The organism is Ihubacter massiliensis (assembly GCF_024125305.1).
Taxonomy (GTDB): domain Bacteria; phylum Bacillota; class Clostridia; order Peptostreptococcales; family Anaerovoracaceae; genus Hominibacterium; species Hominibacterium faecale.
In genome coordinates this window covers 4,079,685-4,106,057 of the sequence record NZ_JAMXVH010000001.1, presented here as the reverse complement: position 1 = coordinate 4,106,057, position 26,373 = coordinate 4,079,685, and the positions used below count along the sequence as shown (strand labels likewise).

At 40.8% G+C, this 26,373-nt stretch carries 25 protein-coding genes and 2 pseudogenes; 2 read left to right on the top strand and 25 right to left on the bottom strand.

Translation table 11 applies throughout. The features are described from left to right. Positions 1-29: 29 nt before the first annotated feature. The 20 genes and pseudogenes from NIA71_RS18795 to NIA71_RS18705 all read right to left on the bottom strand — a co-directional run bounded on the left by NIA71_RS18795 (position 30) and on the right by NIA71_RS18705 (position 20,695). Positions 30-422, bottom strand: a complete 393-nt coding sequence (locus NIA71_RS18795) for a VOC family protein (RefSeq protein WP_148395699.1) — start codon at positions 420-422, stop codon at positions 30-32. 406 nt (positions 423-828) lie between these two features. Next, positions 829-1,419 (bottom strand): annotated as a pseudogene (rhuM, locus tag NIA71_RS18790) (RhuM family protein); the annotation flags it as partial. Between the two features lie 206 nt (positions 1,420-1,625). Beyond that, positions 1,626-1,778 carry a hypothetical protein gene (locus NIA71_RS20135; RefSeq protein ID WP_367177924.1) on the bottom strand — a complete coding sequence of 51 codons (153 nt, stop codon included), beginning with the start codon at positions 1,776-1,778 and terminating at the stop codon, positions 1,626-1,628. 51 nt (positions 1,779-1,829) lie between these two features. After that, positions 1,830-2,012: pseudogene (locus tag NIA71_RS20130) on the bottom strand (DUF3795 domain-containing protein); the annotation flags it as partial. A gap of 7 nt (positions 2,013-2,019) precedes the next feature. Continuing rightward, complete coding sequence (locus NIA71_RS18780; RefSeq protein WP_253021333.1) at positions 2,020-2,505, bottom strand: GNAT family N-acetyltransferase; 486 nt, start codon at positions 2,503-2,505, stop codon at positions 2,020-2,022. Between the two features lie 491 nt (positions 2,506-2,996). Continuing rightward, on the bottom strand, positions 2,997-4,928 hold the full coding sequence (locus NIA71_RS18775) for a hypothetical protein (protein ID WP_253021192.1): 1,932 nt from the start codon (positions 4,926-4,928) through the stop codon (positions 2,997-2,999). Between the two features lie 493 nt (positions 4,929-5,421). Next, positions 5,422-9,165, bottom strand: coding sequence for an ATP-binding protein (locus NIA71_RS18770; protein ID WP_253021191.1), 3,744 nt, complete (start codon positions 9,163-9,165; stop codon positions 5,422-5,424). Positions 9,166-9,554: 389 nt separating this feature from the next. Continuing rightward, the gene (locus NIA71_RS18765; RefSeq protein WP_253021190.1) at positions 9,555-10,457 is read right to left on the bottom strand and encodes a DUF6414 family protein; all 903 of its coding nucleotides are present in this window, start codon (positions 10,455-10,457) and stop codon (positions 9,555-9,557) included. Positions 10,458-10,523: 66 nt separating this feature from the next. Continuing rightward, positions 10,524-10,787 carry an RNA methyltransferase gene (locus NIA71_RS18760; RefSeq protein ID WP_253021189.1) on the bottom strand — a complete coding sequence of 88 codons (264 nt, stop codon included), beginning with the start codon at positions 10,785-10,787 and terminating at the stop codon, positions 10,524-10,526. Between the two features lie 38 nt (positions 10,788-10,825). Continuing rightward, the gene (gene rlmD, locus NIA71_RS18755) at positions 10,826-12,268 is read right to left on the bottom strand and encodes a 23S rRNA (uracil(1939)-C(5))-methyltransferase RlmD (protein ID WP_253021188.1); all 1,443 of its coding nucleotides are present in this window, start codon (positions 12,266-12,268) and stop codon (positions 10,826-10,828) included. Between the two features lie 29 nt (positions 12,269-12,297). After that, on the bottom strand, positions 12,298-12,954 hold the full coding sequence (locus NIA71_RS18750) for an HAD family hydrolase (RefSeq protein ID WP_148395693.1): 657 nt from the start codon (positions 12,952-12,954) through the stop codon (positions 12,298-12,300). A gap of 1,188 nt (positions 12,955-14,142) precedes the next feature. After that, the gene (locus NIA71_RS18745; protein ID WP_253021187.1) at positions 14,143-14,892 is read right to left on the bottom strand and encodes a hypothetical protein; all 750 of its coding nucleotides are present in this window, start codon (positions 14,890-14,892) and stop codon (positions 14,143-14,145) included. A 20-nt stretch (positions 14,893-14,912) separates the two neighbouring features. Next, positions 14,913-15,338, bottom strand: coding sequence for a hypothetical protein (locus tag NIA71_RS18740; RefSeq protein WP_253021186.1), 426 nt, complete (start codon positions 15,336-15,338; stop codon positions 14,913-14,915). 329 nt (positions 15,339-15,667) lie between these two features. Continuing rightward, positions 15,668-16,057 carry a hypothetical protein gene (locus NIA71_RS18735; RefSeq protein WP_253021185.1) on the bottom strand — a complete coding sequence of 130 codons (390 nt, stop codon included), beginning with the start codon at positions 16,055-16,057 and terminating at the stop codon, positions 15,668-15,670. 292 nt (positions 16,058-16,349) lie between these two features. Then, on the bottom strand, positions 16,350-17,276 hold the full coding sequence (tsf, locus tag NIA71_RS18730; RefSeq protein WP_148395684.1) for a translation elongation factor Ts: 927 nt from the start codon (positions 17,274-17,276) through the stop codon (positions 16,350-16,352). 17 nt (positions 17,277-17,293) lie between these two features. Beyond that, on the bottom strand, positions 17,294-18,076 hold the full coding sequence (gene rpsB, locus NIA71_RS18725; RefSeq protein WP_148395683.1) for a 30S ribosomal protein S2: 783 nt from the start codon (positions 18,074-18,076) through the stop codon (positions 17,294-17,296). A gap of 167 nt (positions 18,077-18,243) precedes the next feature. Continuing rightward, complete coding sequence (locus NIA71_RS18720) at positions 18,244-18,603, bottom strand: LytTR family DNA-binding domain-containing protein (RefSeq protein WP_253021184.1); 360 nt, start codon at positions 18,601-18,603, stop codon at positions 18,244-18,246. 295 nt (positions 18,604-18,898) lie between these two features. Next, positions 18,899-19,096 (bottom strand): DNA-directed RNA polymerase subunit omega, encoded by a 198-nt coding sequence (gene rpoZ, locus NIA71_RS18715; RefSeq protein WP_148395681.1) that lies wholly within the window; start codon positions 19,094-19,096, stop codon positions 18,899-18,901. After that, positions 19,097-19,705, bottom strand: a complete 609-nt coding sequence (gmk, locus tag NIA71_RS18710; RefSeq protein WP_148395680.1) for a guanylate kinase — start codon at positions 19,703-19,705, stop codon at positions 19,097-19,099. A gap of 105 nt (positions 19,706-19,810) precedes the next feature. Further along, on the bottom strand, positions 19,811-20,695 hold the full coding sequence (locus NIA71_RS18705; protein WP_148395679.1) for a YicC/YloC family endoribonuclease: 885 nt from the start codon (positions 20,693-20,695) through the stop codon (positions 19,811-19,813). A gap of 170 nt (positions 20,696-20,865) precedes the next feature. Here NIA71_RS18705 and NIA71_RS18700 point away from each other — a divergent pair, with 170 nt between their 5' ends. Beyond that, positions 20,866-22,548, top strand: coding sequence for an Rqc2 family fibronectin-binding protein (locus tag NIA71_RS18700; RefSeq protein WP_253021183.1), 1,683 nt, complete (start codon positions 20,866-20,868; stop codon positions 22,546-22,548). On the opposite strand, the gene NIA71_RS18695 is transcribed toward NIA71_RS18700, so the two are convergent. Further along, positions 22,505-23,359: an alpha/beta hydrolase gene (locus tag NIA71_RS18695; protein WP_253021182.1), complete on the bottom strand. Its 855-nt coding sequence runs from the start codon at positions 23,357-23,359 to the stop codon at positions 22,505-22,507. The two genes, NIA71_RS18700 and NIA71_RS18695, sit on opposite strands and share 44 nt — an antisense overlap. A gap of 161 nt (positions 23,360-23,520) precedes the next feature. Here NIA71_RS18695 and NIA71_RS18690 point away from each other — a divergent pair, with 161 nt between their 5' ends. Continuing rightward, positions 23,521-23,700 carry a hypothetical protein gene (locus NIA71_RS18690; protein ID WP_148395676.1) on the top strand — a complete coding sequence of 60 codons (180 nt, stop codon included), beginning with the start codon at positions 23,521-23,523 and terminating at the stop codon, positions 23,698-23,700. Between the two features lie 48 nt (positions 23,701-23,748). Here the strand turns inward: NIA71_RS18690 and NIA71_RS18685 are convergent, their stop codons facing one another. From NIA71_RS18685 to NIA71_RS18670, 4 genes are read right to left on the bottom strand one after another with little or no spacing between them, the layout of a single operon-like run. After that, positions 23,749-24,369 carry a flavin reductase family protein gene (locus NIA71_RS18685; protein WP_148395675.1) on the bottom strand — a complete coding sequence of 207 codons (621 nt, stop codon included), beginning with the start codon at positions 24,367-24,369 and terminating at the stop codon, positions 23,749-23,751. Position 24,370: 1 nt separating this feature from the next. Then, positions 24,371-25,303 (bottom strand): RluA family pseudouridine synthase, encoded by a 933-nt coding sequence (locus tag NIA71_RS18680; RefSeq protein WP_253021181.1) that lies wholly within the window; start codon positions 25,301-25,303, stop codon positions 24,371-24,373. Then, positions 25,242-25,763, bottom strand: coding sequence for a signal peptidase II (gene lspA, locus NIA71_RS18675; RefSeq protein WP_227754724.1), 522 nt, complete (start codon positions 25,761-25,763; stop codon positions 25,242-25,244). The genes NIA71_RS18680 and lspA overlap by 62 nt, the downstream gene beginning before the upstream one ends. 22 nt (positions 25,764-25,785) lie before the next feature. Next, complete coding sequence (locus NIA71_RS18670; protein ID WP_227754725.1) at positions 25,786-26,364, bottom strand: DivIVA domain-containing protein; 579 nt, start codon at positions 26,362-26,364, stop codon at positions 25,786-25,788. Between the last annotated feature and the right edge of the window lie 9 nt (positions 26,365-26,373).

The following is a 26,373-nucleotide window of genomic DNA, read 5'->3' as shown; positions in this document are numbered from 1 at the left end:
CAGTTTTCCCTTTCATTTTGCTGCCAAATTTACGGCCAGGGCATAATTGGAGGCAGTATACAGAACGGATGTCCCGCAGGGTCGATCATTACTCGCCAGCGATCATCGTATTGGAATTCCGACATGGTTGCGCCACATGACAGAGCATGCTTTACCCCCTCTTCCACATCTTTAACATGGAAATCCAAATGCTCCATTTGCTGCTGCTCATCCGGTGTCGCAGGCCAAACGGGCGGTACATAGTCATCTACTTGCTGGAAGGTGATCCAAGTTGGAGTGCCCTCTTGATCTACATTCGTCAAGACCGTATATTCTTCACCATCGAACCGCGTCCAGCCAAGTAATCTTTCGTAAAATACAGCCAACTCGTGTGCATTATCCGAATCCAGCACAACATTCCATCCCACAAGATTCAGCGCCATAATATAATACCTCCATTCTTTTATTAAGAGTCTCAATCTAAATTCTATCCCAAACGCAATATTTTATCAATAGAATCCGCCCCCATAAAGCAACCGTAAATCTGCTGTCACATCGGCTTTGCCTGAACTTCCAGGGCGCAAATGGTTCCAATAACGATCGGCCCCATAGCCGTTACATAGGGGGGCGTACTTTCTGCTTTTCCATAAATTATTGCCTTTTTCCTGTTTTTAACTCTCTGACAAACTGGGAGTTACTTTACGGGAAGTAGTGCTTCACCATATCCTTAGTTTGATTTAACCATTTTTCCCTTTCAGCATGGTTACTGTCTGCAACAATCCTAAACATTAACCTATTAAATACAGACATACCACAAAAATTAAAGATACAATCCTTCCAACGATGTTAAATCACATCTGCCACCGTTTCTCCGGAGACAGCATAGTGAATTTTATTCTGCACCCTCTTGAAAAACTGAACAGAAACTTCCGCTTTGGGATCATAGTCTATGCTTGTTGCATAGATTTCCAGAACCTGACGATAAAACACCTTCTCCGATGCCCGGATATCACGAATCCGTTCCAGCAGTTCTTTGAAGTATTCATCTCCGCCCAGTTCCTTTAAACGATCATCGTCCATCGCAAAACCTTTTTTGATGTATTCTTTTAAAATATTCGTTGCCCAGATACGAAACTGCACACCACGCTGAGATTTCACACGATAACCCACGGAGATGATAACATCGAGATTGTAGAATCTTGTTATATTGCTTTGTGTTTTTCCTTCCATCGCACCATGCTGACTGGTTGTTGCAAATTCTGCAACAACCACTTTTTCATCTAATTCTCCCTCAGCAAAGATGTTTTTAATGTGGCGTGAAATAGTCGATTTGTCTCTTTGAAGTAATTCTGCCATTTGCTCTTGCGTAAGCCATACAGTTTCATCAACCATACTAACATCTATTTTGGTCAACCCATCTTCAGTCTGATAAATCAGCATTTCACCATGAGTATCCACTTAGTTGTCCTCCTTTCGTTACCAGGATTATTTTTTATTTGTACTACTTATAAGCATTTTGTATTTTTCAAACATTATCTTTAAAAAACACATATACAAAATCACATACAACATGTAAAATTATTAAACCTATCACATGATATAAGTAATAATCGCCATTTTCCTTATCCAAATATGAATCGTAAAATTTAAGTTTCATCATCCATCTTTTCCTGGCACTCGCTACATTCCCTGTCATGAATTGAAATAATACCACCGCATTTTGAACAGATATATTTTTCTTTCTGCTGTTCCATAAACGTTTCTAACCCATATTTACGAACAAACTTGCTATTTTCCATAAGGCTTGCCTGATACCTCTTATAGCTTTTTTCAAGATTCTTTATCAGCTTACACGGATAGTCAAAACACTCGAAGCAATAGGATAATCCTTTTTCTTTGATACAATCTTTGATCTTGCATTTGCGGCAATGTTCCGGCTTGCCATTATCGCTGTTTAGACATCCGGCACATGGTTTTTTGTGATGGCAATGTTTATAACAGACCTTGCAATTCATCCCGCAAGGGGCGAACATTATGGGATCAATATTTTTTGCCGGCATTTTCATGGTCCATTACTCCTTTGCAAGTATGAAGCTTCATATATAAAAGTGGATATGGGTTTCCTTGTTCATCATGGTCTGTTCTTTTAAAGACTTCGAATCCCATGTGCTCATAAAACTCTTTGGCGAGGGGATTGTCCTCGTTCACGGCAAGTTCCCGAATGGCAAACTTCTCAATACCGTATTCCAGCAGTTTTTTTCCAATGCCCTTTCCTCTCTCTTCGGCAGATACAAACAGCATTTCCAGTTTCTGCCCATCAATTCCCATAAAGGCTGCGGGTATCTTTTCGTTTTCCGCTACAATCAAATGAGGGATCCCTTTTAATGCCGCAGGAACAGCTCCCTTAATCGCGCCAATTTCTTCATCTGATAAAAACAAATGGGTTGCCCTCACCGATTTCTCCCATAGTTCTAACAGCTGCAATAATAACAGCGGCGTTCGCTCTTTGATCTCAACGATTTCCACGTTTCCCTTGTTTTCCTCACCCAGGTATTCTACACGCTCTTTCGTCCACTGATTCAGTATCGCTAATTGCTCCGGCGTGTGGAACCAATGCTCACCGTTTTCCATAACCGTAAGGGATGCATGGCAGTGATCTATAAATTCATCCACGGTCTTGCGGGCTGTCATATTGTCGTTGCCGGCATATAGAATATCCGTCCGGCAACGCCATTCCGTGATGGGATGCGCTTTTGCATACTCATAATATTTCCTAATCTGTTTATTTTCGCCCAAGTGACCTGCACACGCGTTTTAAATGGAATTTTCAATGGGCATAACTGGAATTTATATGGAAAGTATCAGTTAATGAGAAGAATTGATCACATAAAAAACTAAATCTATAAAGTCTGGAAGCAATGATTTAAAATATTAAAACAATTAATTTTACTCAAGAAACATCTTTACACTCAGATCCACTATAAGCTAGCACAAATTAATATCCACACTTAACGTTCTTACTTTTCAGGATATTTTAGACAAAACTCCTCGTTTATCTTTATAACTATAAGAATCATAATCCGAAGAAAAATATAATAATCCTGTTTATTTTGTTCTTCATTTACCCTTTGCGTCCCATGACTATAACGGTTACGAATATCTAGTCCATTGTCAAATTCGGACTTATTAAATAAATAATTATAGTAATCCTGTTCTGGTTTTGAAAACAGGGATGATGAAAACTGCAGCATTCCAAATTCTTTTAATTCTACAATAATATCTTGATATTTTTTCATATAATTCCAGCATGCTACATTTTGTTCATACAACTCATTCAATATATTTATTTTTTCCTTATAAGGGATTATTCTTTTTTCTTCATCCATCTTTATTATACCATGCTCAACTAGCCAATTAATGCTTGACGTTTGATATTCCTGAAATATATCGTAATAAACATCTTGTTTTTCTAATAAATCATAAAACGAATTGTAGTTTTTTGATAATCCTGGAATATAATAAATTATTGATTGATCCGAAAACAATAAATGAGTTATTGTTTGATAGTCCTTCCCACATGGGTAAATATATTTATTATCTATCATACTTGGAATATCTTTAATAAACATATGCTCTGTAGATATATGTAATAATTCATTGTCAATCTCCCCATCTTCACACCAAAGCTTAAATTGTTTTAAAACACTATCCATTTCAGCTGCAATATTCCTACATTTTTCAAGATATGATGCCGTTCTTGAGGATACATTGAAATTAAAACCCTTTACATTGAATTCATCCTTTAAATAATTACAAAAAAACCAATTAATAATCTCTTCTAAATAAATATGATATTTCTCTAGTTCATTACAGTATCCAACCATTTGAAGTTGTGCCAACATCTGCATCTGTTGAAATGCAATTCCAGTATGATATTCTTTTTTCCCTTTAATTCCTAAAGTCTTCTCTAAAATACCCAATTGCGATTCCCTAAGAACATGAAGAGATCTAAATTGCATATCAGTATAACCAAATAAATATACAAAATTGTTTAATAATGTAGGATAATCTAAATTTTCTTTTATCCATTTTTTACTATACGAAACTGATAGAATTCTATTTCTCCCAATTTCAAATTTCTGTTCTTCGTCTTGTTTATCAGAAAACATGACTTGTACACCATATTCGAAGCCAGCGCTATTTTTAAATAAAATTTCCATTTGTTCATCATATCTTCGTTTGGCTCTTAATTTTAATCGGTCTGGTAAACACAAGTTATTTGTACTATTAGATTCAAAAATTAATTTTATATAATTACTATTAGCCGAGTCACTTAATATGTAATTATCCAATATTAAGATTTTTTTATCATTTGATAATTCAGATGGGAAATATAAAGGTTCTATATCTCTGTCATGCTTTTCCAAGTAATGGCTTAATAATATTTCTGCACAGAATGGATTTTCTTCCATATAGGTAATTATTTCATGTGAAAATTTTTTTGCTAGATTTTTACATTTCAAAACATCTCTTAAAATAAAATGCTTGTTTTTAGTTATATTTCTAAATATCTCAACTGGAATTCTCTCAAAAACCTTATACTTTTCTATAAGTTTCCAAAAATCATCCCTGTAATTATAATTAATAGTTTCAAATATACCTTCCAGCACATCTATATTAATTTCAGAAAAATATTTACCTATTACTTTCGAAAAGCTTTCTACAATTCTGCTATAATCATTCAGTTGTTTTTTAGTCCAATATCTGGAGTATATTCTATTTTGAAAAAACTGTTGTATATTATATAATTCAATAATTTCGTTAATATCCATTCTTTTTGCCTCAATCACAAAATCACAAATTATTTTTTCTATCCTATTTACATAAAATCCCATACTTAAATCATTTACAGAATAGTATTTTACTCTTAAACGTTCATTTGAAACCATATCTATCTCAATCCTTTCTTATTCAGGAGCATGTATATTATTCAAAATTTCGCATCCAATTTTGATTTACAAATCTTAGATCATCCTCATTACGATATTTTGCAATGTCTGTTAAAGGCCACAACTCTGCTACACACATTTTCAGCTAACAGCAAATAAATTTCATATGTCTTTTGGTTTTAATGAACTATCTGCTCTGCTATCGCATCCAAAGGCACTTTCCCCTCGCCTTGACCAAACTCTACTTTACGTTGATTATGCTGTCGGTTTGTTGTGGGAAGAAAGCAGTACCGCAATCTCGACATAATTAACGCTGTCCAAACTCAGTTCCATATCACCTCCAATAATTGAAAGTTTAAATGGAATAGACTTTAACAAATTTGCTGCATCTAAAAAATATGAATTTTTTGAGCGTCTTCCATTTAAGATGTAAAGAAACGGCTATTACTAACAGGTCCTCATTCTATTTTCAATCTTATCTTGTGTTTGCAAATCATCCTCTTAAGATTTCATCAATTTGTTCAGATTCAATTTCCCTTTTTAAATAACCGATTTGTGTTTCGATATGTTTTTTATGCTTTATCCATTTTAAACCCATAAAACTTGGAAGCAATGATTTAAGATATTCAATCCAAGCAGAATACATAGGTACGGCACTACCTGACCAACTCCAAGAAGTAGGTGTTAATGGTATCCTTTCAAAGTTTTCAAACAATGGATTATTCTTAAGGAACAATAAAACATATTCCCTTTTTCTTTCGATTTCAAATTTTGATATAACTGAAAATAGGCAGTACATTTTTGTTTCATCATTGGAAAACAGTTGAATGCATTGCCGAATCCACTTGTCTTGTCTTCCCAATAGATTTTGATCATTTGGGGTTGGTAATAATAAAGACTCCAAAAAATATGGTACTGACATCTTGGGAAACCGGCAATTCCCCAATAGCTGTTCAAAAATCTTATTATATATTTCTATGAAATCATCCAAATCAAAAAAACAACGATGCCTTTCTTGATGATCTCTAAAAGAGCCTTTATTTTTATTTATTAAATAATCTATATACTTGTCCAACATAGAAGGTCTAACCAAATAAATCTCTTTCAAAAATTGTCCGTTATAATCAAAGTAATTATCATACGACAGTATGGCATAATAAATTTGTTCAAGCAATTCCAGATTACAATTAAATTTTTTAATTACTTCTTGCGGTGTATTATGATGGATATTAAATAGTAAGTTAAAATAAATGTGCACTATAAAAGGCGAATACTCCATTTTATGTACAATAATTTTACATCCCTTTATCAATGCTTGCTCGTCTATTATATTATACTTCTCAAGGAAATCCACATCACGCATTGATGATGAAGTAATATCCCCGTCAGAAGTGTCTTTCAAAAAGTCATAAATCCTATATAGATGATTTTCGGTAATCAACTCTGGCGGTAATTGGTGATAATAAGCATACAGCCAAGCATTTTTCTGACTATATTCTCCATTAACAACAATTTGATACACTTCTGAATCAGGCAATAATGAAAAGAACATGTCCAGCAAATGATCTGGGTTTAAATTGTTTGGGGTATCTTTTTCTAAATAATACTTGATCGCATCAACGTAGCAATCTTTTTTAAGATAAATAGCATCGAAGGCAATTCTTAACCCTTCCCCAACCTTCCAAGATGAATGGCCATCGAGTTCTGGAATATCATTACAAACATCGATTAATCTCTTGAACATTTTCAAATCACAATCAGAAACGTATTGTTCAATCGTTTGTCGTTTTTGGTTTTCACAATCTTTATAATCAATTTCTTTTTTGTAATCTGGTCCTTTAAGAAGATGATATAATTGAATGTCTTCCCCTTCAAAATATTCAGCAAATAGCGATTCACAAGAATGATTCATACCATTGAAAACACGTGCTATTTTATTTGCTAAGATGCAGTTTTCCAATTCATCCGGCGGAAAATTTGAGTTTAAAATTGAAGTGATATATTTTAAGTCAAATTGTAAAACTGAAATACTTGTATTCTCGACAGTGCCGCCATAAGAGCTGAGGATTTTTGTAACTTTTGCCTTATACTTTTCAATCCCACATAAAGAGGATAAAGATTCCCAAATTAGCTTACGATATTTTTCAACACCATCAGATATGACTAATGGGATTTGATATATAGTAATTGTATTCTTTCGCCCTCCCTCCGCTGGTAAAAAATGCAATTTTAAAAATTCTTCTGCTATTTCTAAAAAGAGAGTAGTAACAAATTCTTGTTTCCAATTATCTGAATACTCTTTTATCTTTTCAAAAAAAATTATTTGTGTGCAAAAGCCATAGCCTGCAGAATCTTTATTAATACCAAAATATAGATTAACTGCATGATAAAATTCCATATATAAATCTGGTCGTTTTAAATAATACTGAAAAAATAAATCACAGGCTGTTGGCAAATCATCCGTATCTGCAAAACCACCAAGGATTTCGATAATATCGTTAGTTACATTCTGATAGTTTTTTCCTTTCTCAGTATCAATATCACACCATTCACAATTCACGTCTTCTTCTAATTCAATTTTATGTTTCAAAATCAGAAGAGTTTCAGTGGGATTAATACGAAAAAACACTTTAACAAATTCAAAGAATACTGGAGATTTTTCTTTTGATAATTCATTCCATAATATTTTTATTTCTTTCTCAACAAAATTGAAAAGAGTTTCATTCATGAATATATTAAGTAATGTATTAATCGAAGAAATGGTTCGTTCTTTATAACTTTTAAAACAAGCTTTCATCATTTCCGACAAACTGAGTAGTTTTTTATCAAAGAAAACATATTTTAACAAATAATTAGATAAGCATTGCTCAGAAAAACGAACGGCTTTATCATTGTAAATATCGAGAATTTCCTGGTCGTGAAGTATACGTACGTTTTCGATAAAACCATCTCGATTTAATCCTTTTTCCTGTAAAATCGGCAAAAACGCATCAATGTGTTCCAAATGGATTGCTTCTAGAAAAGCAACTATACCAGCAGTTATACACGTGTTTTTGTTGACAAGTAATCGATTATCCTCTAAATAAGAGCCATAATAATCTTCATATAATTGCGACACATCATTAATAGAATCCAAGCGATTTGAATTGCACGCTACTTTCCCTGCAAGTATCGCAATACGGGCATTTCCCTCTGCAATTCTTGTGATTCTTTCGTGATAGTTTTGATTTAGAATACCCAATGAAGTTTCGAGTAATTTCTTAATCTCCTCATCGGTAAATACATTAATGTTTATGATTTCATACGAAGTAATTTCTCGAACTTCCTTTATTACTTTCTGTAGTGCATAATCCCTCACCGTAATTAGTATTTTTACGTTATACCCCTGTGGTTTCATGGAGACATAACGAATAATATGCTGCAATCCTGACAATTGATTTGCATCATCGATAAAAAGAAAATAGTTTCCGGGCCTGTCTATAAAAAGTTTCAAATCCTCATATATTGGTAACGCGTTACTGTGAATGCAGTAAACCTCCTCATTATTAGCATCTGGATGATTTTTCACATAATGCAGAGCTAAACGAGTTTTTCCCGTACCTGCTGAGCCGTTGAGTATAACAACATCCACTTTCAGATAAGCGTCGCCAATATCTTTAAATTCCTTTTCTCTAAATAAAAATTGGGTATCAATTCGAGCCGCCATTCTATTTGAATTATAACTATTGATAAAATCGTCATACGATTGAATTTGCCCCGTACTTATTGATATTCCTAAAAAATCACGTGAAAGATTATGATGGAAAAGATATATATCTACCGCAAGCTTATCAATCCCGATAACTGTAAGCTTAATTCCAATATCTTCACATAAAGCTTTTATCTCACTATCTTGACGAGGTGTAAGATTTGATGAAGTATGGCAATAAATAATCTCAGAAATTTTATCATGCGGAACGCCTGTCTTTGACGTATCAAGACATTTTTCTAGATCATCCTTAATTTTTGCAAATAAGCTCGTCTTTTGAGTTGTATATTCCACAAAAACATACTTTCCATTTGATGCAATAAAATAAGTATCCGGTGTACCCAAAGTGGTCTTTCGTGTACCCGCCTCTCCACCAAGAGATACTATATTCGGATAGCCTATTTTATATAAATAAGAATCACAAAGATTTTGAAACGACCCTGCATCCAGTTGGAGTATTTTCTGTTTGATACTTTCAATATTAGCCATAATCAACGCCTCTACTATTTGAAACCCTTTTTTCCACTAAGTGATCATAACGCATCTTCAATTACCTGTTCCTTTTCTGGCGGTACTTGTGGAACTTTTGATTTCTTTTCACCTAAATTATAATTGACTCATTCTGTCAGTCCATATTTTAACTAGTGCTATATAATTGAAATACTTTGAGTCCTGTCTTATCTAACACATATTGCTTTATTTCAGCATATGTTGGCCCACTTTCTGCCTATGCCAAATCCATCCCATCCATCTTCAGTTCTACCTAAGTATGTTGGTCTGGATGAAGTTTGGAAAGCAGTACAACCGTTTCCACATTCATACCAAATTAGAACATATCCCCACAAAACCAAATATGGGTTTATAAATAGCCTTACTTATTAGCTTCCATAATAAATTGCAATAGGGTGGACAACACAAAGATTATTTTGATTTGTCGGAAGCATACTTCTCAGCACTTCATTTGCTGTAAATTGCAATGTAGCAAAAATGTTTTTATCATCGTTTGGATTGGTATCTTCTCCTATTATATTAGTAACCATACCAACACAAGTAATTTCACCACCATATTTAAATCCTAAATCTATCGGGTCAACTCTAAAGTACTTTGTATTTAGTGGAATTAAATATCCATCATTTGAAATAAGCATACGATTATATGGTATCAATCCTCTTAATGCCCTAATGATTATCGCAATATCATCAAACTGCTTATCACTAACAGCTATAGCTTTCTTTATTTCAGCTTTAAAATTAATTCCTGATTTACGTAATTGCTCTCTATTATATTCCTCTTTTATTTTTTCTGCCTCAGCTTCAATTTGCTCAGCTGTATTTTTTTTAATGAAATCTATAATCCCCTCTTTTTCGAATAAACCCTCAAGGTAGTCAAAATCAACAAAATCAAATACTCGTGTCATTTCAATATAATTACCAGTATCATCAGCACCCTGATCTCCATTTACAATTTTTATCGGACTAATATGACTATATGCAATATCAAAAGCTGCATCATGCATTGTCTTAGAAATGATTTCACGAGAAGTTGATGTTGATGAGCTACTTTCCACTGATTCTAAACTTCCTGACAAATTAGCTTCTGCTTTCGCAAGTTTTACAAGCGATCCTCCTAATTTGGCACTAATATTTGCTGCCTTTTTCGAATTATCCGATTCTGTATCGCTAGATACTTGCTCATTAGATAATGACTGTATTAGTCCTTGTTCGGACTGCGCAATAATAGAATTTACTATATCTATATCAAGATATAAAAATTGTTTCATATATTTCCTCCTTTTAAATTCAAAAAAGATTTCTTGTCATATTTAGAAAAACAATAGTTTTAAAACTCAAATCAGGCCAGAATGCTTCAAAACATTCTTTATCGCTTCCACTTTCTCTGTCGTCGGATATTTCCTCGGCTGTTTCAATTCTTCTACCGTATTAGGAGCATTATACATCGGCAAACCCAACTCTCGCTTCACCTCTGCGATGTATGCGGTATGTACCTTGAAGCCATATTTCGCTTCCATGTACTCCTTAATCATCTTGTAGGTCACTCGTTCTTTCGGCTTGTATGCTGCGGCTCTCTTGGCAATATTATCAAGCGACACTTTGCCTTCTCCCTCGCCAAACTCGACTTTTACATTGATTACATTGTCAGGTTTTTCTGGGAAAGCAAACACACAGTCTCCACACTCACCGTCCACGGAAACATATCCACCGGCGCAGCCTCCACAAACTCATACCCCAGCCCCGCCAGCACCTTCACATCCCGGGCCAGCGTCGCCGGGTCGCAGGAAACATAAACGATCCGCTTCACCCCAACATCAGCAACCGCTTCCAGAAGCCGCGGATCGCACCCGGCCCGCGGCGGGTCCAAAATCGCCACATCCGCATTCTGCACACAGTCTGCAATCACATCGTCACTGTCGCCTTCCGCCAGCAGCCTGGGCAGTTCTTCCTCCGCCCTGCCGCACACAAACCTGGCATTGACGATTCCATTGATCACTGCGTTTCGGTTGGCGTCTAAAACGGCATTTTTCACAGATTCAATGCCAACCACAGTTCCCGCCCGCTCCGCGCAGTACAGGCCGATGGTCCCCACGCCGCAATATAAATCCAGCACATTTTCCGTTCCTGTCAAACCAGCATATTCCAGGGCTTGATCATACAGCACTTTCATTTGCACAGGATTCACCTGATAAAAAGACTGGGGCGAAATCTCGAAAGACATCTTTCCTACTTGTTCCAAAATCGTCGGTTTTCCAGCCAAAGTGATGCATTCTTCCCCCATAATCCGGGAGGTTTTATCTTTTTTAATATTCAGCACCACGCTCTCCAAAGAAAAGCCGGCCTCGTAGATGGCCTCGTCCAACATTTCCACCAGCTTCTGCCCGTTGGGAATTCCCTTGCCGTTGATTACCAGGATTACCATAACTTCTCCGGTTCCAAAGGCAGTTTTCACGATTAGGTGGCGCAGCAGGCCCTTTTCCCAGCGTTCGTCCCAGGCCGTGATATTATCCTCCGCCATAAAACGCCGCAGCGCATCCGCCGCAGCCATCGCCGCTTCGGATTGGAGCATGCAGTCGATGCAGTTGACAACTTCGTGGCTCTTGACCTTATAAAAACCCACTGCCGGCTCTCCCAAGTTTTCTACGATGCCGCCCTTGCGGGTAATAATCCCGCCGGTACTGATAGGAAATTGCGCTTTATTCCGGTATCGAAACGGTTCCTCCATGCCAACAATGGGCCTGACGACGGGATCTTCCAGGCCGCCGAGGCGAGTAAGCTTGTCCCGAACTTGCTTTTCCTTCAGTTCCAGCTGTCTCTGGTAATCCAAATTTCCCAGACCACAGCCGCCGCAGCCGACTGCTGCGCACAGTGGTTCAATTCGATATGAGGAAGCCTCGTCCACAGATAGCAGCCGGGAAAAAGCAAAACGCTTTTTCACCTTGGTCAGCTCCACAGTCACCAGATCGCCGATCACAGCCCCTGGTACAAAAACAGTCAGACCATCCGCTCTGCCGATGCCCTGGCCTTCATGACTCATATCTTCAATTCGAATCTGGCATTTCTGCCCTTTTTCAAACATAAACGTCTCCTTCCAATCCTGCCCAATACTTAGATTAATCCCTCATCGATCAGCGTCAGCAGCTGCCCGGGCTCATCGATGATAAAATCGGCGCCCTTAGCTTTCAGCAGCTCTCGTCCGCGGAACCCCCAGGTTACGCCAGCTGATCTTAAACCGGCATTGCGCGCCGTGTCCATATCCACCTCAGAATCACCCACATAAATCGCCCGCTCTTTGCTCATGCCTAATTCCTCCAAAATGGAAAATACGCTGTCCGGTGCCGGTTTTAGAGGCACATCCTCACGCTGCCCTCTGGCAGCGTCAAAACTTCCCGGGAAATAATCCCTGCAAAGCTCAAGGACAGCCTGCTCATATTTATTTGAAATAACCGCGGTTTTAATGCCCTTTTTACGCAGCGCGGCAAGAAGCTGCGGAATTCCCTCATACGGCGTTGTTTTATCCTGCCAGTGCTGTGCGTAAAAATCCTTAAAAGCCGTTAAACATTCTTCCATTTTCTGCTCTGAAGTGCCTTGCGGTACCGCGCGGCTCATCAGTGTTCTGACTCCATTACCTACAAACTGGCGAATTTCTTCCAGTGTTCTATTTGGATAGCCGCCAGCCTCCAGGCCGGCATTGGCAGCATCCGTTAAATCTTCCAATGTATCCAACAAAGTTCCATCCATATCAAAAATGACTGCATCAAGCATGTTTCTTCTCCCTTCACCTCATTGATTGTACCATAAAGACTGTATAAATTACAGATTTTCCTTGAACTTTTAGCACAAGGTGTAATCAATAACCTTGCGGCCAACAGGCGTAATAAGCGCCTTTGCTCACGCTATTTACGCTGCTATCCATCTCTGGTCAATTAAATACGCTGCAAGGATCAGTAAGATAGAAAATTCCTACACCAAGTATTTGCATATCTGGGCAAAGCCGTACTCAATGGAGTCAATCATATACTTTGCAAATTACACCGCAGCAAGATTCGCTATTTTTACCCGATGCGGCCACTTTCTGTTCCTGATGGCTCGATTTTCAGTTTTTTGTCAATTCTTATTCGATATGGGCAAATATCAAAGCAATGTCCCAAGGCCGAGAGTCACAAACTGGGAAAAAATACCTTCGCTATCAGAATCTTAAAAGATCGAGTTCATTTCAGACAGTTTTCGGCCTGTGATGTGCCTGACCAGGGATACGCAAAGGATAAAATATCAGGATTTAGCTCGACGCCTTTCAATTCTGATGCTATTTCCAATGGTCCGCTCCAAAAGTATCAGCCATTTGATGGCGTGGCCCCCGATTAACGGACGCGAACGTATGTAAATCTCATCAGATTTCCTTATGGACTGCTAACCATAGCAGCCATTATGCAGCAGGTGGCTCTTTCGCCGGCGATTTTTTGTATACTTCTGCTGGCGTCTTGTAGCCATTTGTTGAATGTGGCCTCCTTGTATTGTAGTATCCCCAGATGTACTCATATAAGTCCTGGGTGGCCTCCTGCCGCGTTTTGTATAAGCCTTCGATCATTCACTTTCATTCTCCCCCAAAAGCTCTCAATCGGTGCATTGTTCCAACAATTCCCGGTCCGGTTCATGCTTCCGACCAGCCCATATTCGTTCATTTTCTCGATATACTCGTTGGATGCATAGGTGGAACCCCGCATAAGTTCTATTTATATTTCAATTATCTATTGCTTTATCACAAAATTTTTTTGCCACTTATTTTTATTTGTTTTATGTTCTGCTCATGAAACAAGAGACTTTGTATGGATAGATTTATATTCACACAAAGTCTCTTTCGCTTAATTTCTCTAATTGCTGTTATTGTTTCATTTTTTCTCAACACTACCTCCTTTTAACAATGTTTGTCATAGAATAACGCTTGCTCTTATTTTAATAATTCAACTTATTAAATACAGATATGTCCGACGCCTTGACTCTATCGATGTCTGTTATGTCTTTTTGAATCAGTACTTTGTTTTTGCTTATTGCCTTATCCAGAATAGCAAAATTTTTAGTTTTTTTATACTCCGATACTGTTGTCTTGACAAAATCATCCCAATAAGCTTCCCATGCAGATAGCCTCTCTTCTGAAAGTTGTTTCTCTCCTTCATTAAAAGTAGCTAGTTTTGCATTATACAGGTCATTTATAATATATTCCTTTTTGTATGTTTCTTTATTTTCTCGCATGGTAGCTTCAAAAGTTGTACCAGCGGCTTTACAAGCTTCTGCAACTTCATCGTAATTTTCAGCCGTCTTTGCGTCGGTAATCGCAGCTTCAATTCTTTGCTGTGTCTCCTCTTCGGACAATTGTATTCCGTGATTAGTTGCATACCAATATAGCGCCTCTTTTTCCAACAACTCGTTTTCAGTTTCACTAATAGCTTCAGCTTGACTCTTATCAAGTAGGTTCTCTTCCTCAACATTTATACGAAATTCCGGATAAATACTATTAGGTCCAAGTTTATCTTGAAGATCAGATTTCTCTACCTGCAAAGCTGCAAAAGATTCCAAGTTATCCGCATTATTTGCAGTAATATCACTTCCAAATACTTTTTGATTGGTAACGCTCCAAATGCTTATTCCTAATATCAATGCAATCGTTACTGCGCATATCGGCAAACACACTTTTTTGATATTCATAATTCCACCTCCTTTAAAAGTTACTTTGTTATTCCTGTAAATTTACACCCTTTGCTAACAGGATTAACTCCCCCGACTATTGAGTACGCCAAATAACAATAACCACTACTATTCTTTTTATGTGTTACTTTTGTCTTACTATCCCTATGTCGAAAAGCAACATAAGGCGTAGGCACTATTACGCTGTCTATAGGTTTAATGGATGTGCACACCACTTTTTTGGGATTATAGTGAACCAGTTGTCCCATTGAATAGCTTAATTTTTTAGTTACTGATGCCGCATTTGGGCTTGTAAATAATACATCTAGATGGTGTTTAGTAAAATTTCGTTTAGAACCACTATCGGAATACGTTTCTGTCACACCTGTAGACGTATTAATTGTTACCCAACCACCATTAGGAACAGCTATCAAATGTTTATTCTTTTTATTCGTTTTTCTCCCCAATATATTCTGCTAATCGGTATTGTAACGACTGTTACTTTAAATTTGTTGTGCTTTAAGTGATTCAATTATCCTTTAAAACACCTTGCCTATATCTTTCTACTTTACGCACAAGTTCCTCTATCCTGTTTCTCTCGTCCTGGGATAATTCCCGCAAGAGTTCCTGCGGATACTTCTCACAAATTTGCATAATGGTTTTCTGATATAAAATTTGCCGGTACGCTTGATACAGCGCCCCTTGCCGATCTACCTCCCAGGTACCCGGCATACCGGTCACCGGTTTTGCGAAATAGTATTGTTCTCGCCAAGCCATGTCATCACAGCGATCATCCTCAAATGTGCCGCGAAAATCTTCTTCCGGAAACAATTCGTAGATCGGTGTATTTCCCAGCAGCTTGCAGCTCCTTCTTGGTCTTTTTCCTCTCCGCCAGCGGGTTTAAAAGCTCTAACAACTGATATCCCTTTTCGACCACCTGCGGATTCTTTACCGACAGGAGCGTCTTTGCATAGTCAAGAATGCATCCATTACGAAGGATATCGTCAGGATATAGAATTTCTTCTTTTTTGGTTTTCTCATTACAACGTATTTTGCCAGCTGTAAGATAGCGCTCACGCTGCTCCTTTGTTAGATTCATCAAGTCAAAGGTTTGCTTGATACGAATCAAATCCTCCTGCGTAAGGTTTTCTTTGATACAATAGGCCTGTTCCCTTTCTACTATCATTTCGGTTAATTACTGATATAAACCCAAAGCAGAATTTGCATTTATATCAGTAATTAACGTTTAGTGTTAAAACGCATGATTTGTACATTATTCGCCGCAGATTAAAAAATTCATTTTACTCAAAACTATATGGTATTAAGCAATATTAGACGGTATTAAACGGAAATTTTAAAACACAAAAAAGGGCTTCAAAATTTCCAACTCATAGTATAATCCATGACTTGGAGCCTTTAAAGCCCTTCAAGTGTTCTATTTTAATAGATTAACGCTTATATTACGTTCCTTGATTTAGCTATTTCTTCGCTGCCGCAGCCTGCTGGGCCGCAACCTCAGCCGCGAAATCCTCTTCCTTCTTCTCGATGCCTTCGCCTACTTCAAAACGAACCATCTCAGCAACCTTCATATCCTTGCCCAGCTCTTTTCCAGCTTCCGTAACATACTGAGCGACCGTCAGATCGCTGTTCTTAACGAATTTCTGGTCAACCAGACATACTTCTTTGAGGATGGCTTTAATTTTTCCCGGAATGATTCGATCCAGCAGCTCCGGCTTTTTGCCTTCGTTGAGCAGCTGCTGCTTTGCAATTTCAGTTTCCGATTCCAGCCAAGCAGGATCAACCTGAGTTTCGTCCAGGAATTTCGGATTCATGGACGCTACCTGCATTGCAACGTCTTTACCAGTAACTGCAATTTCTTCAGCTGTCGCTTCTGTTTCCAGACCAACGATGACACCAATAGTTCCGCCGCCGTGGATATATCCGGTATAAACAACACCCGGTGCAGCCAGCTTCTGGAACCTTCTGATGTTCATATTCTCTCCGATAGTAGCGATCTTATTGTTCAGAGCGTCCTGCACCGTGCCTTCGCCTTCATAGGGCAGAGCCATAAACGCATCCAGATCAGCCGCATCGTTTTCCAGAGCCATCTGAGCCAGAGTATCTACAAATTTTACAAAATCCTCATTTTTAGCAACGAAATCGGTTTCAGAGTTAACCTCTACAATCGCCGCTGCTTTTCCGTCTGCGGCAAATGCAGTCTTAACCAGACCCATTGCGGCAATTCTTCCTGCCTTTTTCGCAGCCTTTGCAAGACCTTTTTCCCTCAGCAGTTCAACAGCCTTGTCGATATCGCCGTCTGTTTCTACCAGAACTTTTTTACAGTCCATCATACCTGCGCCCGTCATTTCACGCAGTTGTTTTACTAATTGTGCTGTTACAGCCATATTTATATCCTCCTCGATTATTCTGCAGTTTCTTCAGCCTTTGCTTCTGCTTCTTCTTCAGGAACTTCTTGAGCAGCGGCTTCGGTCGAACCTTCTGTTTCACCTTCATCAAAGCTTTCACCCTGTTTGCCTTCAATCACAGCATCCGCCATTTTTCCTGCAATGAGTTTTACCGCACGAATGGCGTCGTCGTTGGCCGGAATGATATAGTCCACATCGTCCGGGTCGCAGTTGGTGTCAACAATACCGATAACCGGAATTCCCAGAATTCTGGCTTCTCTTACCGCAATTCTTTCCTTCTTCGGATCTACAATAAATAATGCTCCCGGCATTCCTTTCATATCCTTGATGCCGCCGAGGAATTTCTCCAGCTTTTCCAGCTCCAGTCTCAGTTTGCCGACTTCCTTCTTGGAAAGCTTCTCAAAGGTTCCATCCTCTTCCATTGCCTGGATGTCACGGAGTCTCTTAATTCTGGCGGAAATGGTTTTATAGTTGGTCAGCATGCCGCCCAGCCATCTCTGGTTGACGTAGAACTGTCCGCATCTCTTTGCTTCATCTACGATCGCAGCCTGCGCCTGCTTCTTAGTGCCGACGAACAGAACTGGCTTGCCGGATGCTCCAACTTCCTTCATGAACTCATAAGCTTCATCGATCTTCTTTACTGTTTTCTGCAGGTCGATGATATAAATTCCGTTTCTTTCTGTGAAGATGTACGGAGCCATTTTCGGGTTCCATCTTCTCGTCTGGTGTCCAAAGTGTACACCTGCTTCAAGTAATTGTTTCATTGAAATTACTGCCATGTCATTTTCCTCCTGGTTTTCTGCCTCCACCGTATGTTTTCCTGAAAGAAACCGGACTGGCCGGCACCCTCTGCCAGGTGATTACGGTGTGCGTATTTCATAAAGATTTCAGTCTGTCCCAATTATTTAGCCAGACCACAGATAACTATACTATAAATGCGTTGAAATTACAAGTTTTTTTCTTGATTTCCCCTATTTTTTTGTTGTTCTAAATAGCGGTCGAAGGCACGGCGGCCTCTGCGGAAACTTTCCCGCCCTAAAAACACTTGATCGCCATTTTCCATGTAGATGGTTTGGTCCGACATTCGAATAATTTTGTCCATATTGAAGAGATAGCTTCTGTGGCAGTCCATGAAACGCTCATCGGTATATTGTTTCATCGAGGCCATATCGCAATAAATCGCAACAGTCCTGCTCTCTGTAATCAAAAGTGTTTTCCTCAAATTTTTTTCAATGTAGATGATCTCATCCAAATAGACTTTACTTGTTTCTTTTCTCGTTTTTATAGGTATGTATTTTCCGTTCATTCAGCAACAACTCCTTTCCTTATATCTTGTTGAATCTATTTTTCCACAAAAAGAGTGCGTTGTCTGACCGGAATCTGCAACATTTTGTCTGTATTTGCAACAAAATGAAGAAATTGTTTTTTTGCTGCGTTGCAAAGGAGCCCTTATGCCCATTAGTTACCATAAATAAAACAGGATATTTTGATCGTGATTCGTATAAAAGATGCACATCAGCCGCCGCAAAAAAACAGAGCCGCCCAAGGAAGCAAATGTCTTGTCTTCATTGGGCGGCCTCATTTTCTGCATTCATACGGTTTTACAGTTCTTCTCTTCGGTAGGTAATCAAATCCTCTGCGATCTCATTGGCGGCGATGGATACAGGCTTCTCAATATCCACTTCCGTCAGTTTGGGCTTGCCTTCAATAATATCCCTTGCCCGTTTAGCAGCCAAAATCACCAGCGTATATCTGCTGTCCGCTTTTTTTCTTATCTCATTAATGGATGGGTATAACATTCAAATCTCCTCCTTATATCGTTCTATGATCTTATATACATCTTCCGAAACTCTGGAATGCTCGGCCATGATGATCGCCGCCACCCGGTCGACCGCTTCCTTGAGTTCTCCGTTGATAACACAGTAATCGTATTTATCGATGTAAGAAATCTCTTTCAGCGTCTCGCCCAGTCTTCGCTCCAGAGACTCTTCCGTCTCCGATCCCCGGCCGGTAATCCGCTTTCTCAGCTCTGCCATTGACGGCGGCAGAATAAAGATAAAGACTGCTTCCGGATACGCTTCCTTGATCTGCAGCGCTCCTTGAATATCGATTTCCAGGACAACATCGATGCCGTCGTTCATCATGTCCATAACTTCCATCTTGGGAGTTCCGTAATAGTTGCCGTATACCTGGGCGTATTCCAGGAATCCTCTTTCCTCGATAATCCGTTTAAATTCTTCTTCATTAACGAAAAAATAATTGACTCCGTGCATTTCTCCGGCCCGGGGTTCTCTAGTAGTCATGGAAACCGAAAGCCGGATGTTTTCGTTTTCCAGAATTTCTTTACATATCGTCCCTTTTCCCGCACCGGAAGGCCCGGAAATTACAAACAATCTTCCTTTGTGCATTTGATTCTCCTTACTTGTTATGCAACTATTGATTATAACATGGTGGAAAAAGGCTATCAACTTAAATTTTCGCCAACTTCTCCAAATTCTAACCCTCTATGTACGCTATTCGATGTTCTGAACCTGTTCGCGAATTTTTTCAATCTCGCTTTTGATCTCCAGCATGAAATTGGTGATTTCGATATCATTGGCCTTGGAACCGATCGTGTTGGCCTCTCGGTTCATTTCCTGAACCAGAAAGTCCAGCTTCTTGCCGGCAGGCTGATCGCTCTTTTCCAAAATCCGTTTCAGCTGGATCATATGGCTGTCCAGACGAACCAGCTCCTCCGTAATACTGCATTTATCAGCAAAGATCGCCGCTTCCAGCAAAATGCGGTCTTCGGGAACTGTCACATGATTTCCAATCAATTCCTTAATCCGCTCTCTCAGTTTTTCCGAATAGGCTTCCGTTACTAAAGGCGAACGTTCTTCGATCTTTTTTACCAGACTGCGGATAAAATCGCCCCGCTTGAGCAGATCCTCCGCCAGCTTTTCGCCTTCGATCGTCCGCATATAATCCAGATTTTCCACCGCCTGCTTCAGCGGAACCTGAATGGCCCTGCAGACTTCATCCTCATCTTCAACGTCCGGGACTGCTTTCATGACATCCGGAAGCGTAGCCAGAAATTGCAGAGTTATCTCCCCGCTCAGTCCGAACGTTCCCTGCAGCTCACCCAGATTGTCCACGTATTGCTTGGCAACCATTGTATTGAGCTTAACGGTCATATCGTCTTCGGTGAGATTTTCCACTATCACGGAAACGTCCACCTTGCCCCTGCTCACTGTTTTCTTTACCGTATTTTTAATTTTCTCTTCCGCAAAAGAGTACCGTCTGGGCATCTTGACGCTGATATCCCCATAACGATGGTTAACCGATTTAATTTCAACGGTAATGCTCCTCTTTCCGTCCGAATGTTCACTCCTCCCGAAGCCTGTCATACTTTTTATCATCTAATTTATTCTCCTCAGTTCCTCAAAACTATGATAATATATCATTATACTATAACTTACGAGCTACGTCGAGTAAGTTTCAGCGTGTGCGCCAGTCTAAACTGTGATTAATCCGACTTCTGGTACACATGAACATATAAACGCAATAAAACGAATGAGGTAATAAAACTATGGCATTTGACGGAATTGTCACCTGCGCGGTGGCACAAGAATTGAAAAACACCCTGCTTATGGGGAAGATTGAAAAAATTTACCAGCCTGAATCCGATGAGCTGGTCTTTCATATTCACACAAAAAAGGGAAACCGGAGGCTGTACGCATCGGCCAGCAGCAACCATGCCCGTATCCATCTGATTGAAGAAAACCCTCCTAATCCCCCGGCCCCGCTGCCATTTTGCATGTTCCTAAGAAAGCACTTGCAGGGTGGGCGCATCACGGATATTGCCCAAAAGGATTGTGAGCGAATCATTGAATTCCAGCTTGAGACCATCGATGAACTGGGCTTTTCTGTTAATAAAAAGTTGATCTTTGAGATCATGGGCAAACACAGCAATATCATACTGATTGACCTAAGCACGGGGAAAATCATGGACAGCATTAAACGGGTTTCCATTGATGTTAATCGTGCCCGGCAGATCCTTCCGGGCAAGCTTTATGAATATCCTCCGCTGCAAAATAAGATTCCGTTCAAGGAAATTACGCCCGGCCAGGCAGCATCTTTGGATAAAGATCCCAAGTCGCTGCTGGCATCCATCGGTGGTATTTCCCCTGCAGCGGCTCAGTTCCTGGCCGACGGTCCTGACCTCTATACCAGACTGAACGAAATTAAAGAGGCTTTGAATCAGGGCCGATTAACACCTGTGGTTTATTTAAAAGAGGATAAAAGCCCGGGCGACTTTCATGTTATACCTTTATCCTTATATCCGGAAAGCCTGAATTTTGACACAGTGAGCCAGGCCCTGGATTACTATTTTGTCCACAAGCAGTCCTCCAATCGGGTCAAACAGAAAGCCGCTGATCTGGAAAAAACGCTGAACGCGGCTCTGGACAAATTATACCTAAAGCGGCAGCGGCTGGGCGAAGACCTGATAAAGGCAGAAAATTCTGATAAGTATCGACTTTACGGCGAATTGCTGACTGCCAATATCCATTTAATCCGTCCTGGAGCCGACGCTGTAACCGTGACTAACTATTACGACGGCAGTCAAGTGGACATACCCCTGGACCCCAAATATGCTCCGCCAAAAAATGCCCAGCGCTATTTTAAAAAGTATGGCAAAGCCAAAACCGCAGTCAAGGAAAAAAAGGTTCAAATGGAAGAGACGGATCAGGAAATCGCTTACTTGGAATCGGTGGCCGCATTTTTGGAAAACGCATTGACAGTAGAAGAGGTGGACAGTATCCGAGAAGAGCTGGTTGAGTCGGGTATCCTCAGAAAGCGCAAGACCAGCGGTGCACCCAAGAAAAAAGGAAAGGCTCAGCCTTTCCAGTATATTACGGAGGATGGATTTCGCGTTCTGGCCGGACACAACAACAAGGAAAACGATCTTCTTACCTTTAAAATGGCCGGGCCTAAGGACTATTGGTTTCATACCAAAGATATTCCCGGCTCCCATGTTCTTGTATTTACAGATGACCGCCTGCTGACCGAAGAAGCGATCTTCGACGCTGCAGCCATCGCTGCTTATCACAGCAAAGGACGTGCGTCCGAAAACGTGCCTGTGGATTACACCCAGGTCCGCTACGTAAAGAAACCTGCTGGAGCAAAACCCGGCATGGTGATTTTCACCCACAACCGCACGGTCTATGTTACACCGAAAGTTCCCCAATCCAGCGAATCATCTTCTCGATAACTTCATCGCCCGTACTATCTGCTCCTCCATTATGAATCTCATGATATAGTCCGGGCCACTCTACGTATTCACAGTCTTCCACGGCAGCAATTTTTTTGCTGCCGTTTATGCTGCATACTTTATCGCCCGTTCCATGCATCAGCAGCATCGGCTTTCCTGCAGCTCCTCCATTATCAGGCAAAGCTCCTTTTGCCAGCTTTGCTCCAATATCGAACCCTTCCACAGCGCAAAGGGCTGTAATCTTTTTATGGACCAGCGGATCCTTCTCATAATCGCCAACTGAGTTGCGATGACCCAGATCACTTGCCGACACACCCGAAGGAATTGCAAAGTGAGGATCGATTCGGGACAACAGCTTAACGGCCGCATACAGCGGTGCCGGAATCGCACGGACCAGTTCCACCCATGGCGCGGAGACAATAAATGCCGCAGGGACAAAATTGAGCGCTCCACCCTTTCGGTAATCCAAAACAAGATTGCCGCCCATGCTATGCCCGTACAAAATGACGGGGGCTTGGGGATACCGCTTACGCGCACAGGCGATCAGTTCATCCAGATCCGCCCGCACCTCCTGCCTGGGCGCACAATGGCCCCGTTTGCCAAAGGATTTGCCGTGTCCTCTAAGATCCATAGACAACACGGCAAATCCAGCCTCATTCATCCTGGTCGCGACCCGATCATACCGGCCTGCATACTCGCCGATTCCATGAACGATGCAGACTGTATGGGAAGGATTTTCCCGCGGCCAATGGTATCCGATGATAGCTCCATCCGGTTCCTGCGCCTTTTTTAACTGAAACTTTTGATACATGGCGTCTCCTTTTATCCTACAATATTACATTTTATGCTCTTTTTGTTAAAATTTAACAAAATCGATTGCTTTGCACAAGAGATTGTTTTATTATATATGTACTACCCGCTCTTGACTCCATGTTCCACGATTTCAGCTCGTTTCACAAAGGAGGAAAGGTTATGGACAAAACAAAAATAGAAAACAAAATCAAAAAAGAGAATTCAGAAGCGGAACCTTGTACTCTTTGCGGACAGCTGTACCACAATTTCGCATTCAAAGGGGGATATATCTGTGAGAGCTGCCTGCGTTCGATCAAAGATGAGAAACAAGAAGATCCCAAGTCTTCTGAAGATACTTGATCCATCCCTATTGATCAATGGATAGGGCTCTGCATCTTCCCCAGTTCCCTATCTTTTTTTTCGAAAATGCTGCTTGCGTGCCTCTCCCGCCAACCGCTTTTTCGTCTTAGTTTTCATTACCGAGTAGCCGAACTTACCAAGCGGCTGTCTTTTCAAGGCAAAATATTCGCCGTGGTTATAGCATACCAGACCAGCCTGATCCAGCCGCAGTCTGCCCTTCTCATCCATCAGCCCATCATCGGCCCGGACATTGACGATTTCGGCCACAAACATATCGTGGCTGCCGTATTCGTGAATTTCCTTAACCTTGCATTCCAAATTAACCGGAGATTGGGCAATGACTGGACAGCTGATCTTCTCACCGTCAAGGGCCGTCAGCTTCTGTTCCTTGAATTTATCCACATCACGGCCGGATTTAACACCACAGTAATCGGTGGCAAAAACCAGCTTTTCCGTGCAAAGGTTAATGGCAAATTCACCGCTTTCTTTGATTAATCGGTGAGAATGCCGCTCTTTTTTCACTGAAACATAGGTCATGGGCGGCTCTGAATTGACAATACCGGTCCAGGCGACCGTAATAATATTTTTTTCGCTGCCGCTGGCACAAGAGACCATGACCACCGGCACTGGATTGAGCATGGTTCCCGGTTTAAAACGCAATTTCTTCATTCTATACGCTCCGTCTCAATTTTTCTAAAATCTGTTCAAATTCATCGGGCAGAGGACTTTCAAATTCCATGTAAGTCCCAGTCCTTGGATGGACAAAACCCAGCAATCTTGCATGGAGCATCTGCCCCTGGACGCCGAAGGAATTCTTGGCAGGCCCATAGACCCCGTCACCCAAAAGGGGGTGTTTCATGTAAGCCATATGCACCCGAATCTGGTGGGTACGCCCGGTCTCCAGCCTCGCCTCAATATGGGTGAACCTGCCGAATCGCTCCAGCACGCGAAAATGGGTTACCGCCCGCTTGGAATTCTGCTCCGTCACGGCCTGCCGCAGACGATTCTTTGGATCCCGCCCAATGGAGGCATCTACCGTTCCCTGGTCCTGGGCAAAGTTATGATAAACAATGGCATTATAGGCTCTGGTGATACTATGCTTTGCCAGCTGTTCAGCCAAAGTGACATGTGCCGCATCGTTTTTTGCCACCATTAAAAGGCCGCTGGTATCCTTATCGATCCGGTGTACAATTCCCGGCCGTATAATGCCATTGATCGATGACAGCTTTCCCATGCAATGGTAGAGGACAGCATTAACAAGCGTGCCCGATTCGTTTCCTGCTGCAGGATGCACCACCATGCCTTTGGGTTTGTTGACCACTAAAAGGTCTTCATCCTCATAAACAATATCCAGCGGGATATCCTCTGCCTCAACATTGAGCGGCTGGGGCTCGGGCAGGATGATCACAACTTCCTGTCCCTCCTCTACCTTGCATTTTTTATTCCCGCAGACCGTCCCGTCTATGGTTACAGCTCCCGAGCCAATCAGCTTTTGCAAATAGCTCCTGGAGATTTGGGGCAGAGCCAGAGAAAGTACCAAATCAATTCTGGTCCCTTGCTGCTTCTTTTCGATTTTTACTTTGTAGATCGTTTCCTTTTCCATGCTCTCTCTTTCCGTCGATAAAAATAATGTAGATGATCAAGAGGCCGCAGCCCAGACAGACGAAAATATCCGCCACATTGAATACCGGGAAAACACGAAAATCCAAGAAATCCACCACATAGCCAAAGACCGCTCGGTCGATCACATTGCCCAGTCCGCCTCCGGCGATAAAGGAAAGCGATGTCAAAAGCAGCGGATGGGCACGTTTTCTCTTCTTAAAGATATAGATGAGGACTGCCAGAATCAGAACCGTCGGCAGCAATATCAGAAAACCGCGAAACCCTTCCATCAGGCTGAAGGCTGCTCCCTGATTTCGGATATAAGTGATATGAAACACTTGACTTAGTACTGGAATCGATTCTCCCAAGGCCATGAAAGAAGTCACAACTTTTTTGACGATCTGATCCAGTATGATAATCGCCGCAATCAGAATATAATACATGTAAAAATTACGGGGCATGATCTGCCCCGCCTCCTGTCTTTTATTTTATATGGACCATGGTCTTTTTTCTGTCATTGGGGTCGATATTGGGCTTTCCCGACCTGCTGGTCTTCCTCTGCTTGGGAGCCGCTTCCGGCAGATCGGAAAGATCGCTCACTTGCAGCTCCGGGAACAGCTCTGACGCCAAACTGTCAAAGCGCTGCAGTTCTTCTTCCAACATCCGCTTGTACCGCTTTTGGAAGCTGGTAAAGCGGCTGCGAAGCACTGCGTTTTCCTCCTGCATGCGTTCGATGTTTTCTTTTGCCTCCCGCTGCATCCGCTGAGCATCCAGCTCGGCATTTTTCAGCAGAATTTGCGCCCGCTTTTCCGCGCTGGCAGAAAGTTCTCCCATGAGCGCTTTAGCGGTCTCCAAGGTCTGCAGTACAGCGCCCTCAGAGCTTTGATACTTTTTTAAATCCTCTTCCATCTGCTGTTTTTCCGCCTTCAGCTGGCGGTTTTCCTCCAGCAAATGTTCCAAATCCAATGTAATCTGATCTAAAAATTCATTTACTTCATCTTCTTTAAAGCCTTTAAGTCCTCTTGAAAATTCTTTTTCCTGTATTTCTAAAGGGGAAATCATACCGCACCT